The 12,863-nt window shown below is 44.8% G+C and carries 13 protein-coding genes; 6 read left to right on the top strand and 7 right to left on the bottom strand.

From position 1 onward, the window contains the following. The first annotated feature begins 53 nt into the window (after positions 1–53). The 3 genes from NC796_RS14760 to NC796_RS14750 all read left to right on the top strand — a co-directional run bounded on the left by NC796_RS14760 (position 54) and on the right by NC796_RS14750 (position 2,056). Positions 54–788, top strand: coding sequence for a DUF2270 domain-containing protein (locus NC796_RS14760; RefSeq protein WP_310685446.1), 735 nt, complete (start codon positions 54–56; stop codon positions 786–788). 221 nt (positions 789–1,009) lie between these two features. After that, the gene (locus NC796_RS14755) at positions 1,010–1,405 is read left to right on the top strand and encodes a hypothetical protein (protein ID WP_310685444.1); all 396 of its coding nucleotides are present in this window, start codon (positions 1,010–1,012) and stop codon (positions 1,403–1,405) included. A 453-nt stretch (positions 1,406–1,858) separates the two neighbouring features. Continuing rightward, positions 1,859–2,056 (top strand): hypothetical protein, encoded by a 198-nt coding sequence (locus tag NC796_RS14750; RefSeq protein ID WP_310685442.1) that lies wholly within the window; start codon positions 1,859–1,861, stop codon positions 2,054–2,056. 63 nt (positions 2,057–2,119) lie between these two features. On the opposite strand, the gene NC796_RS14745 is transcribed toward NC796_RS14750, so the two are convergent. Continuing rightward, entirely contained in the window at positions 2,120–3,910 is a 1,791-nt protein-coding gene (locus NC796_RS14745; protein WP_310685441.1) for a PAS domain S-box protein, read from the bottom strand. Positions 3,911–4,261: 351 nt separating this feature from the next. On the opposite strand from NC796_RS14745, the gene nusB reads away from it, so the two are divergent. From nusB to ychF, 3 genes are all read left to right on the top strand, one after another. Beyond that, positions 4,262–4,723, top strand: coding sequence for a transcription antitermination factor NusB (gene nusB, locus NC796_RS14740; RefSeq protein WP_310685439.1), 462 nt, complete (start codon positions 4,262–4,264; stop codon positions 4,721–4,723). Positions 4,724–4,731: 8 nt separating this feature from the next. Beyond that, entirely contained in the window at positions 4,732–5,400 is a 669-nt protein-coding gene (locus NC796_RS14735; protein ID WP_310685438.1) for a metallophosphoesterase family protein, read from the top strand. Between the two features lie 62 nt (positions 5,401–5,462). After that, entirely contained in the window at positions 5,463–6,557 is a 1,095-nt protein-coding gene (gene ychF / locus NC796_RS14730) for a redox-regulated ATPase YchF (protein ID WP_310685437.1), read from the top strand. A 96-nt stretch (positions 6,558–6,653) separates the two neighbouring features. On the opposite strand, the gene NC796_RS14725 is transcribed toward ychF, so the two are convergent. The 6 genes from NC796_RS14725 to deoC all read right to left on the bottom strand — a co-directional run bounded on the left by NC796_RS14725 (position 6,654) and on the right by deoC (position 12,440). Next, positions 6,654–7,838, bottom strand: coding sequence for a DUF3095 domain-containing protein (locus NC796_RS14725; protein ID WP_310685436.1), 1,185 nt, complete (start codon positions 7,836–7,838; stop codon positions 6,654–6,656). A 36-nt stretch (positions 7,839–7,874) separates the two neighbouring features. Next, on the bottom strand, positions 7,875–8,459 hold the full coding sequence (locus NC796_RS14720) for an SPOR domain-containing protein (RefSeq protein ID WP_310685435.1): 585 nt from the start codon (positions 8,457–8,459) through the stop codon (positions 7,875–7,877). Positions 8,460–8,462: 3 nt separating this feature from the next. Next, positions 8,463–9,329, bottom strand: coding sequence for an aldehyde dehydrogenase family protein (locus NC796_RS14715; RefSeq protein WP_310685434.1), 867 nt, complete (start codon positions 9,327–9,329; stop codon positions 8,463–8,465). A 227-nt stretch (positions 9,330–9,556) separates the two neighbouring features. Continuing rightward, positions 9,557–11,077: an aldehyde dehydrogenase family protein gene (locus NC796_RS14710; protein WP_310685433.1), complete on the bottom strand. Its 1,521-nt coding sequence runs from the start codon at positions 11,075–11,077 to the stop codon at positions 9,557–9,559. A 47-nt stretch (positions 11,078–11,124) separates the two neighbouring features. After that, positions 11,125–11,511, bottom strand: coding sequence for a GxxExxY protein (locus NC796_RS14705; RefSeq protein ID WP_310685432.1), 387 nt, complete (start codon positions 11,509–11,511; stop codon positions 11,125–11,127). 35 nt (positions 11,512–11,546) lie between these two features. Further along, the gene (gene deoC / locus NC796_RS14700; protein ID WP_310685431.1) at positions 11,547–12,440 is read right to left on the bottom strand and encodes a deoxyribose-phosphate aldolase; all 894 of its coding nucleotides are present in this window, start codon (positions 12,438–12,440) and stop codon (positions 11,547–11,549) included. Between the last annotated feature and the right edge of the window lie 423 nt (positions 12,441–12,863).

The raw sequence follows: 12,863 nt of genomic DNA, 5'->3' as shown, positions 1-12,863 counted from the left end.
GTGGATTGAGTTACCGGTGTTTCCACAGTTATGGCAACTCGAAAGGGGGGGACATGTCTGGTCAACACGATAAAACTGTAGAATCCTTAAAGAACGAGTTTGAACCTGAGTCAGACGAAAGGCGAGAAGTGGCGGGGTTTGCAGCGACCGAATCCGGTACTTTTCTTCAATTGATGGCCCAGTATTATCGGTCGGAGGTAGGACGATCGATGAAATGGAGAAATCGGTTGGACCGTGCCACCAACTGGGTGGTTGTCTTAACAGCCTCTCTTTTGACATGGACTTTCTCCAGCCATTCCCGTCCACACTACCTGATTCTGGTCGGTATCGTTATGATATTTATTTTCCTGGTTATTGAGGCCAGGCGATACCAAATCTATGACGTCTGGCGGTCGCGGGTACGCCTGCTGGAAGAAAACATTTTTGCGAATGCACTTCATCCCATTGGAACGGAGCAAAAACCATGGCGGCGTCTGCTTAGCGAAGATTTACGCAATCCAAGGATCAAAATGTCACTGTTTGAGTCTCTTGTTAGGCGGTTACAGCGTATCTATTTTTCCCTGTTAACTATCCTGCTGACAGCATGGGTACTTCGCATTACCGTATTTGCAGAATCCGGAACCAGTTTTTTTGAAAATGCAGCTATCGGCAACGTCCCGGGAGTGGTTGTGATAATCTTTGTGGGTGCCATATACGGGACCGTTCTGATTTTGTTATTGATACCGCAAAAGCGAAAGGCGAAGGGAGCAATCGGGAAGTACAAGGATCAGAGTGATGAATGGAAATAATTTTTATTGGTCCCAGTGCAGAACGTTAGTGTTTCAAAAAATCTATAGCGAGCGAGTTTACTTTTTTTGAGGCGCGTATGGCTGGTCGTATTGTACTAGCACGAAATTCCCCTTTCGAAGCTTCGAAGGGGGAAATGAATTCGGCCCAAGCCGAAGAAAAGGGGGATGCCCTGCACCACAACGGATAGTTGACAACATCCTTGACGGTACTCCAATTGGAGATGAGGAATCCGCTTTCTTGTAGAAAAGGAGGTAATATTTGGAAAGGAGAAGGACTTTCAGTCCTACCGCGAACCCCTGTACTTCCAGTGCAGGGAGCATTCAGTTCTTTAGTCCGACTCCCGGCGGATTCCGTCGTTGAAAAAATGAACGAGACTATAGATAAAAGGATCCTAGAATGTTATCCGGGAGATTCATTCTGCTACACCTTTATAATCTTATATTTACGTCAGTTCGAGATAAAATCTCTCATCAGGAGGGATTATGCGACCATAGGGGAAAAATTAGAACCGGGATTTACAGGATTAGAGGATCTGCAGGATGGTAATGTTTACCTGAGAAGGAACCCGGAAAATCCTTTAATCCCGTCCATCCTGATTCCAATGGGTGAAATGTGAAATTAAATGATCTTACATGCAGGATAATCGGTCATCATTAAAGCCTTATCGCGGGTGACAATTATTATTTAATGTCAGTTCTAGTTTAAATCTGTCATTGGGGGGATTAAGTGACTATCGGGATCCCGACACCTGTCGGGAGGCAATCTCCCGGCGGGTGAACAGAAAACGGACGGGGGGGAGATCGCCACGTCGACCTCATCGTTGAGCCAACAAGTATGTATAATGTCTCCTCGCGATGACAGTTACTATTTTGAGGGATTCTTAGGTCGCACTCAGGTTAATCTATTATTTGGAGAAGCCTTATCCAGAACTGACATTAAATAAATAGCAATCCAAAGAATCCAGATTAATAGGTCAGAATACCGGAATTTGAGTTTATTAATTTTTTTTAATGTTTATTATTTTTTCCTAATATTAAAGAGGCTACTAAATTCACTCAGGACAGCCCATATGTTTTTGATCAAACATCATAGAGAAGTATCTGTTGAGGCTCCAGACATTCTGTACCGGGGCCGTCCCTCAAGGTGTGCTCCCGACAGCTCTGATTCTGGTGAAAAAGAAGCTATAGCTCACCGAAATCTGTCGCTGGCTGGAATTTTAGGCACGTTGGTTGGCGGAATTATTGTGTCTTTGATCATGTACCTGTGATTAAAGACAGTTCCAATCTTCTGAGATAAGCCATAATATGGCAACCGATCGATATTTAATTTTCTAAGGCATAGAATAGTTATTATCCAAAGGAACTTGACAAATAATCTCTGCTCCCTTTTCCTTTTTTTTGTTTATCTCAAGACTGCCACCAATCATGTGGGCACGAAAGTGCATGATTCGGACGCCCATCCCGTCTTTATTAGTTTCTGCGTTTGCAAAGCCAATTCCGTTGTCAGTAATCCGAAGTATGGCATGAGTATCGGTGGAATCCAGGGCAACATGAATTGAAGTGGCTTTTCCATGCTTAACGGCGTTGGTAATCGCTTCCTGGGCTATCCTGTACAAATTAACAGCAGAGGTGTTATCCTGAGGCAAATTTTTTTTCGCATTGGAATAGCTAATCTCAATATCATACAGGTTAGAGGTATAATCAGTCAATTGCTGGAGGGCGGCATCGAGTCCATTTGATTCAACTTTTACTGGAATAAGGCCACGCGTCAGTGAGTGGGCCTGTGCATCTGCTTCTTTGATCATATCTGTTATTTCCTGGGCCTCTTCCGCACCTGGTAAGTCTTTGGCTTTCAGCTTTTTTGCCAAACTTTGAGAAATAAGCCCAATGCCCGTCAACATTTGGCCGAGACTGTCATGCATATCCCGGCCTACTCGCTGGCGCTCCTCTTCACTGATGCTTAGAATTTTTTGTTCTAACTTTCTTCTTTCCCTGATATCCCTGCCGATTGAAATAAAAGTGGTTCGTCCCTTGTATTTAAATGCCCGCGCCCTGATCTCGAGTGGTATGATGTGTCCCTCTTTAGTCACGTGGCGGGATTCATGAACGCTTTCATTCTCTTGCAGTACCCTTTCAATACGACTATTCATCTCTTTATGGTCTGCTACAACGATATCATAGATCGTTTTTTGAAGTAGCTCCTCTCGCGAGTAGTTCAACATATTGCAGGCTACGCTGTTTACCTCCATAAAAGGGAGCGGCCGGGCGTTACTGTCAATTTGGAAAACAAGAATTTCGTCGGTAGCTGACTGAAACAGCATCCGGTAGCGATGTTCATTCTCTTTGAGTTCCTCTTCCGTTTTTTTCTGTTGTGTAATATCATGGGTCGTACCAAATATTTTGGTTACGTTCCCCTCACGGTCTTTTGTGGGATTAAGAATGCTGTACAAATATTTTGGGTTTCCTTTGGCAGTCGTAACCCTGAACTCCAAGAATGCCTTTTCCCCGGTATTGCGGACCTGTTCAACTACCTGATCAGCTTTGTCACGATAATCAAGATGCATCATTTCCCGGAGTTCCTGGTAATGCGGAGCTCCTTCAGACGGGTCCATTTCAAAAATTCTAAACGTTTCATCTGACCATGATATCTTCCCGGTTTCAAGGTCTTGTTCAAAATTGCCCAGGTGTGCAAGATCTTTGGCCTCAAGCAGGTGTTCTTCACTTTTCTCAAGCCTGTTAACCAACTTGTTAGTCTTGATGGCGTAGGTGATGGACTTTTCAAGCAAGAGGGGGGTCAAGTCTTTTTTAAGAAGAACGTCCTCAGCTTCTGAATGAATGGTATCATTAACTTTTTTTTCATCATCGATTATTGCGATTACTGGTGCTCTCTGAGAACGTTTGTTAATTTTTTGTATGGAGGTCAGCGGAGCCTCTTCCTGCGAAAGATCGAAGAGAATGATATCAAATTCTCTATTCTGCAGATGCTCAATTCCCCCTTTTAACCCCTTTGCCTTTATAATAGTTGATTGAAGTTGGGAATCATTTATTTCTTCCGCTATTGGACGACTGTTCCCGGTTTCATGTGCAACAAGAAGAATATGATAGGTTTTTTCTTCAAGCATAATTAAAATATTGTTCTCATCCCGTGATCGGTTTTTATTAAACGTCAATTTTTTATTGTCATACTTCCGCTTTTCCCGGATCAGCTTATACTCACTTGATACAACTAAACAATCATTCTGTGGCAGTAAAAACAAAGCTTATATAATACAAAAAAATTGGCGTTATGCCGTTTTCCTGCCAATACTATTTGTAAATAGTACAATGGGGAAAGATGTTTGTTCCCTTGTCCGTTCTTAAGTAACAGAAGGGTGGGGTGAAGCTCAAATTTTAATATGATCTAATGCTTTCAGCTTGTGAGGAGGTTTTGTATCTTTTTGCGCTCGTTTGCAAGATACATTCTAAAATAAAGCATGGCACAGCGCAGAGAAATTAGAGAAGTGGTACTTCAAGCCCTTTTTGCCGAAGAGGTCAGCGGCAACAAATGGAAACAGGTACTTTCTACCATAATAAAACCGAAATTGAATAAGGATAAGTCGGCTCTTAAGTTTGCAGAACGGCTCTTTCTAAAAACGGTAAAAAGTAAAGAAGAACTGGATAATATTATCCAGGATCATATAAAAAATTGGAATATTCATCGCCTTGCTACGGTCGATAAGCTAATTTTACGTTTAGCTCTTTGTGAATTTTTGAATTTTGAAGAGATTCCCACCAAAGTGACCATTAATGAAGCTATCGAGATAGCGAAACGATTTTCTACCCAAAAGTCAGGAAACTTTGTGAACGGCATCCTGGATGCGGCACTGGAGCGACTCCAGAAAGAAGATCGGATACACAAAACAGGCCGTGGTCTTATCGAATCATCACTAAATTAGGGATTACTGTGGCCGAGAATAAGTTTATTGTGATTGGTGATATCCATGGTTGCCTGGAATCACTGAATGCACTTTTGGGAAAACTTGCCAAGTATGACGACCGGACGATTGTATTTATTGGCGATTACATTGATCGTGGTCCCGACTCAAAGGGGGTAGTAGATCTTCTCTTGGAATACCGCCAGGATCATGACTGCATTTTTTTGAGGGGAAATCATGAGCAGATGCTGCTGGATGCTATTCGCAAAGACGGGGTCAACCTGTGGCTAACCAACGGAGGCCGTTCCACGCTGCGTTCCTATGGTACCAATGATCGGGAGCTGGATCTGCCGGAGGAACACATCAAATTTTATTATAACACGCAAATCTATTACGACACACCGGATTACTTTTTTGTTCACGCCGGACTTGCGCCCCATAAAACAATTGAAGAGTCTATAGCAAACAAGAAGGAGCACGTAGAGTTTCTCTGGGAGCGATCTCATCTCAACGCTTTTGAAACTTCCTGGGAGAAAAAGGTGGTGTTTGGCCATACCCCGCGTCCCCACCCGCTGCAAAAAGAAAAGATGCTGGGTATCGACACCGGTTGTGTGTACCAGTCACTCGGATACGGCAAGCTGACGGCCGCTCTTTTGCCGGAAGAAAAGTTTATACAACAAATTTGTTTGGATAATTAGAAACGGATTGTCACCAGGTTATGAACTGATGACAGCTGAATGCAAAATCAACAGTTTATTACATGAGTCTTAGATGTGGAATTGTGGGACTCCCGAACGTGGGGAAGTCCAGTTTATTTAATGCACTGAGTGATGCGGGTGCCGAATCGGAAAACTTTCCATTCTGTACCATCGATCCCAATATCGGAGTGGTGCCGGTGCCCGACAAGCGCCTCGATAACCTGGCCGATATCGTGGAGCCTAAATCTAAAGTGCCCACCAGCGTGGAGTTTGTAGATATCGCCGGCCTCGTCAAAGGGGCTTCCGAAGGAAAAGGGAAGGGCAACGCTTTCTTGTCTCATATACGGGAAGTCGACCTGATTGTGCATGTGGTACGCTGTTTTGATGATCCGAATGTTATTCATGTGGAGGGCAGTATCGACCCTGCCCGCGATATCCGCATTATTGAGGATGAACTTATCTTCAAAGACTTGGTCTCTGTTGAAAAGCGGGAAGAGAATCTCAAGAAGGAGGCCAAGAACGGCGACAAAAAAGTGATCGCCCAGTATGAAACGGTAAAACGCCTGCGAGAGCATCTTGAGCAGGGCAACTCGGCACGTACGTTTACCGAGGATCCAGAAGTTAGAGCCGCCTACAAAGAACTATTCCTGCTTTCTGAAAAGCCTGTACTGTATGCCTGCAATGTGAGTGAAGATGACCTGGACAGCGGCAATGAGCTGGTGGAAGAAGTCAGGGAAATTGCTGCCGAAACTGATGATGAGGTCGTTACTTTTTGTGCCAAAATAGAAGAAGAGATTGCCGAGCTGGATGAGGAGGAGCGCGAGCTATTCCTTGAGGAGTTGGGCGTGGAAAGTGCCGGACTCGACCGTCTCATTCAGGCAGCGTACAAAGAGCTGGGACTCATAACGTTTTTTACTGCTGGTCCTAAAGAGGTTCGTGCATGGACGGTCCGAAAAGGGGCCAAAGCACCTGAGGCCGCCGGTGTGATCCACTCCGATTTTGAGCATGGATTTATCCGTGCAGAGACGGTCAGTTATGACACCTATGCCGAGCTGGGATCTGAAAAAGCGATCAAAGATGCCGGCAAGATGCGCCAAGAGGGCAAGGATTACGTCGTTCAGGATGGAGATGTGATGCTGTTTCGATTTAACGTGTAGGGATTTCATTTTTAAGGTGGGAGGACGTTAGCTTCCTTGATCTTTGTTTGAGACGTAAAACGTAATGCGTAATGCGTAATACGTGACTATTAAGACTTACTCTCGAATTTTACGTAGCCGTTCCTTTAGCTTCTTAGCCGCCATTACATAACCGCCATCGCTACCATCAACAAAATGAACGTGCTGCCGGTGGTATTTGAAAACCATGCAGGTGATCATGGCGCTGTGGGTCACATGTAAGCCATAAGCCAGGCGGGAGGCCTGAAACTCCTTCTCAAGAAATGCTTTCAATTCATTCAACTGTTCGTCAGTACCACTGATAACAACCCGCAGCATATCGTCAAATTTTCGGTGATCAGAATTAAGAGCGAGGTCCGGTTTATAGAGCGACCAGTTTGTGGCCGATGATTTGTATCCCAAAGCCATAAATATTTTACCGAGTACAATCTGGATCTCCATTTTCAGAATGTATGTTAATCGCTGCAGCCAGCTCATCCCAAAGGTTCTAAATTTAATTTCACCCATCAGCGAGGAAATGGACATATTCATACGGAGCTGCGACGTTTCGATGGGGTTTGTTTTATCATCGAAACTAAAAATATCCCGCATTTTATTCAGAACTGTGGTATAGATTTCATCCGAATCAGTACGCTGTGGATTTGATCTGACTAGCATGGTAATTACCTTTTTGTCCTGTCGCCCCACTTCCTGCCAGCGGCATTCCAGGCCCGTAAAATCAGCATTTTCAGCCTCTTCAGTAAAGTTTATCATAAATTGCTTGTTTGCCGGATCTTTGAGAATCTCTTCGGCATAGGTGAGTCCGTCTCCTGAAAAAATAGACTGGTTGTAAGCATCAGAGACTTTGTATCGGGCTACTTTGACGTCAAAACCTGCCTCTCGAATATGGTTTACAGGGATTATAGCAGCACGCAGGTCAAGATCATACTCGGCTTTTCCAATTTCTCGGCTAGCACGAAATACCTTTCTCGTTTCAGTTACCAGGGAAGGGGGAATGCAGAGAGTGCAACCGTCGCCTCCAAAGGTGTAAGGGATCTCATCCTTGTTACCAAGGTTAAGCATGCCCACAATAGGAGAGGCACCCAGGATATTCACCATCTTGTATTTTCCCTGGTCGATGGCACCGGTAGAATCGACAATATCAGTAATGGCGATATACCAGTCATCCGGAATTGGATAAAAATTATTGGGATTGGAGATCTCAAAAAAAGACTCCAGCAAGGGCAGATCGGTAAAAAAGGTGCTGCAGTTTTCAGAGCTCATCAGACCATATGATGATTACCGATATAGAGAGGTTGTTTAATTGGAATCCATGTTGGCAGATTTAAGTCCAATTTGAGTAGTATCGGCAGGTACCAGGTATGGATTAATACGGTCGTGAACTACCCAGGCATCGGGATATTTTCGCTTTACAAGTTGCGAGAACTCTATGGCTCGCTGGCGATTGTTAAAATCACCTACATGCACTCTGTAATGGGGCTGCTGGAAAGTAGTGTATGTTTCAGGAGTAAAGCCCGTTATTGTTGTATCCGACCAAATGCGGAAAGATTTTGCTACAGAATCTGCCATTGAGACATTCCGTGTCGAAATCAACTGGATTCGAAAGCCTTGAAATGGATCACGATTCCCGGAACCGTCACTATCATACGACTCCATGAAGAAAGCGGGCATATCATGATTTTGGGTGCTGTAGAGATCACTCAGGCTATTCCGGTATGCCGCAAGTTGGAGTCCTCCTTCAGTTGATGCGGCGAGGGAATCGGAGGCTGTAGCCCCCGGCCGATCATGGGTCGCCCTCTCGGTTATTTGACAGGAATACAGTCCTGCAAATAGGATCAAAGCTGTAATTATGAAAAGATATCTGTGCAATTTTTTAACGGGCATAGCTTAATTTCCAATTGGATGCCAGGTTGTTTTAATCTCCTGGAAGTTCATTATCAATTCTGGATTTTGTGCTTCAGGGGTATCCCACGAGTCTTGTAACTCCTTCACTACTCGTTTAACGTTTAAAGCTGCATTTTCATCTATTTGTTTCCGGGTTTCCTGATCTAATTCCTCCGTGTAGAAGAAAGCATTCACATCCATATGTGATGAAAGATGAGGAATAAGTTCTTCGCGGAATCCTGTTAACAGGTTGACAATTCCACCCGGAACGTCTGAAGAATGAAGCACTTCTGCAAAACTTATTGCTACATTTGGGGAGTTCCTCGCCGCAAGCACAACACAGGTGTTGCCTCCTACAATGATGGGGGCGATGACTGACACGAGACCAAGCAGCGCACTATTCTGAGGTGCAAGCACAGACACCACACCCATTGGGTCGGGAATACTGAAATTGAAATGATTACTGGCCACAGGGTTTACCGTGCTATATACCTGCTGAAACTTATCCGACCAACCGGCGTAGTAGATCAGTCGATCGATGGCGGCATACACTTCATTTCGGGCTTCCTTTTCGGAAGACCCGAACACAGTGAGCTCTTCCACAAATTGTGCTTTACGACCTTCCAGCATCTCTGCGATGCGGTACAGGATTTGCCCGCGGTTGTAGGCCGTTCGACTTTTCCAACCGTCGAATGCCTCCCGTGCAGCTAACACGGCATCGCGCACGTCTTTGCGGGAGCAGCGGCAGGCGTTGGCAAAGAAGTTTTCATCTTCGTCGTACACCTTGTAGGATCGTCCCGATTCTGTCCGCGGAAAGTTACCGCCAATATATGTTTTATACGTTTTTTTAACCTCAATTCGGTCTGTCATGTCTCATCATTTTTACTGGCCACAGATTATCACAGATTGATACGGGTAATCCTGAACATCTGTGCAGATCTGTGGCATTCATGTTACTCAAAATTAATCTTAATGTAGAGACGCATTGAATGCGTCTTAGTAGAACACAGATAACATGGACCTAGCGGATAGTCACTGATTAATCTTAATCTGTGGCTATCTGCCTAATCTACGTCATCCGCGTTCCATTCACACGATCATTTCAAATTTACATAAGGATACAACCCGTGTAGACCGCCTTCGCGACCAATACCGCTTTCCTTGTATCCGCCAAAAGGTGATGTCGGATCAAACTGGTTGTAGGTGTTTGACCATACGACCCCGTTTTGAATTTCCTGGCCTGTTTTAAAGATCTTTGATCCCTTATCAGTCCATACCCCACCCGCCAGTCCGTAGGGCGTGTTGTTGGCCTTCTCCTTAGCTTCACCTGGTGTGCGGAATGTCTGTATCGTCAGCACCGGACCGAAAATCTCCTCCTTCACAATGCGATTGGATTGGCCCACATTGGTGACTAGCGTCGGTTTGCAGAAATAGCCTTTACCGGGCAGCTCGCATGAGGCTTCATAGATCTCGGCGCCTTCGTTTATACCGATCTCAATGTAATCGTTGATCTTGTCGTACTGCTGCTTGGAGTTGATAGCCCCTACATCGGTATTTTTATCAAGCGGATCGCCCACGATGAGCGTTTCAATCCGATCCCGTAATTTGCGGATGACAGTATCGGCAATACCTTCCTGCACCAGCAATCTTGAGCCAGCGCAACACACATGCCCTTGATTGAAGAAAATGGCGTTGATAATCCCTTCCACGGCCTGGTCGATAGCCGCATCCTCATAAATAATATTCGGGCCTTTACCTCCGAGTTCCAGCGTATATTTTTTATCAGTGCCGGCCAGGGATTTCATGATAATCTTGCCAACTTCCGTCGATCCGGTAAATGCAATCTTATCGATGTCAGGATGATTTACGATCTCTGCACCTGTTGGACCAGCGCCTGTTACGATATTAACAACGCCCTCAGGAATACCTGCTTCCTGGCAGAGTTCAGCAAATTTCAGCGCAGTAAGGGGTGTCGTTTCAGCAGACTTCAGGACAACGGTATTTCCTGTTGCCAGGGCAGGGGCGATCTTCCATGCCAGCATCAGCAGGGGAAAATTCCAGGGGATAATTTGGCCTGCGACGCCCAACGGAGCTGCTTTTTTCCCGGGGAAAGCGTATTCGAGCTTGTCGGCCCAGCCGGCATAATAGAAAAAGTGAGCTGCAGCCAGCGGAATGTCCACATCACGCGACTCCCGGATCGGCTTGCCACCGTCCATCGATTCTATCACGGCGAATTCCTTTGCTCTTTCCTGAATAAGCCGCGCCAGCCTGAAGATGTATTTACCACGTTGTTGTCCAGGGAGCTTCGACCAGTTCTTTTCATATGCTTTTCGTGCAGACTTGACCGCTTTGTCGACATCCTGCTGGGTAGCTTCTGCTATATCAGCGAGCGGTTCCTCGGTGGCGGGATTAATCGTCTTGAAATAGCGTTCTTTTTGGGGAGGCAGAAATTCTCCCCCGATAAATAACTCGTACCTCTCATCAACCTCCACATGTTCGGTACTTTCCGGGGCCTTGTCGTAACTCCATTTAGACCCAAAATCCAACTTTGAGCTGGGAGAGGAGGGTTTGTAGGGTTGATCGTTTTTGGTGTCAGTTGCCTGTTGATCTTCAGCCATAATTATAAATAAAATTTGTAATGTTAACCGCAGAGGACGCGCAAAGGCTATAGGTTGTTCACTACTCTTCGAAATCCATTTTTAAGTAAAGCGACATTGAAATTTATTAAAAGTCCAAGCTTACAATCTGACAGTTTAAGGTATGTAAGGGTTTGAGCTAAGTGTACATCATTCAAAGCTTCAACGGCCTTGATTTCAATTACTACCTTTTTATTAACGAAAATGTCTAATCGATATCCTGCTTCTAATTTAACATCTTCATAAATCAGGGGTAGCGCCTTTTCCGTTTCAATATTCAAGTTCTGCTTCATTAATTCATAGGTTAGGCATTTATGATACGCATTTTCAAGCAAACCAGACCCTAAATTTCTATGAACTTTTATAGAAGCATTTAAAACAATTTTAGAAATTTCATTTTCTGAATACTCTTGCATTCTTTGCGTCCTCTTAGCGTCTCTGCGGTTATATTCTAGTCTTTAGAGAAATAATTACTGCTTTGGTATACACCGGTTTCCTGTTTGACTATTTGCATTAGCAGGTCATTGGTGAGGGAGCTGGCTCCGAAGCGAAAATAATCTGGGGAAAGCCAGGCATCACCCAATGTCTCCCTGATCAACACAAGATACTGCAGGGCCTGCTTCGCCTTGCGTATTCCACCCGCGGGTTTCATTCCCACCCTGCGATCAGTGGCATAATAAAAATTTCGTATTGCCTCTAGCATAACGAGAGTAACCTCTTGCGTTGCAGCAGGTTTTACCTTTCCAGTTGATGTCTTTATGAAGTCGGCACCAGCCTGCATGGCAATGTCACTGGCTTTGCGAATGTTTTCCAATGTTTCCAGTTCCCCGGTCTCTAAAATGACTTTGAGATGAGCGTTTCCACACGCTTCCTTTATTGCCGCTATCTCATCATGTACGAAAGAGTAATTACCCTTGAGAAACTCACCGCGTGAAATTACCATGTCCACTTCATCCGCTCCCTGGTCTACCACATATTTGGTCTCCTCAATCTTGGCCTCGCGTGTGGTCATGCCACTGGGAAAAGCGGTCGCCACACTTGCAACGTTTATACCGGTTCCTTGCAATTCCTGTTTAGCTGTAGCCACCATGTTGGGATATACGCAGACGGCGGCTACATTGGGAAGGTCGGGAAGTTCAGTATGTGGGAGTTTTGCTTTCTTGCATAGCTGAGTGACCTTGCCCGGGGTGTCCATTCCCTCCAGGGTCGTCAGGTCGACCATGCTGAGGGCCAATTTCAAAGCAAATAGTTTTGATTCTTTTTTGATGCTGCGCTTGTTCAGCCGCGCAACACGTTCGGCGACGCCGACTTCATCTATTGGAACAGTTGTGCTGAAATCAGGCATACAGATTGTCGGGTTACTAGATTCTATGAATAATATCTTCCTTAAGAAGGTAAGGATTCATCCAAATTACCCCAAAGAGAGTTAATAACAAGTAAGTTGAACTGAGTCTTTTCATGTTTCTTCGTTTTTATCTCAAATAGAGTAATTAAAAGAATACCATATTGTTACAAACAATGGTTCTGTTTGCGATAGGTGGGGCGCAACATTATTTTCCGTCGATAACTATGATTAGTTATCAGGAATAAATGATAGGGGAAGAGTAATTGAAATAATCCTTAAATAATGAATAGGTATCGATGAAAGTATACAAGACAACGCAGGGAATTGTAATTGAGCACAGGGATTCGTTTTACCTGCTGGGCGGGGAGGATTGGGACTCGTTCATCAATGACGACGGGCTGGCCGGGAAGATTGAACGCATCG

The sequence above is a fragment of the Aliifodinibius sp. S!AR15-10 genome (assembly GCF_031569985.1).
Classification (GTDB): domain Bacteria; phylum Bacteroidota; class Rhodothermia; order Balneolales; family Balneolaceae; genus JAMQKA01.
Note: the sequence above shows the minus strand (reverse complement) of the source record. Positions and strands in the feature narration are given on the sequence as shown.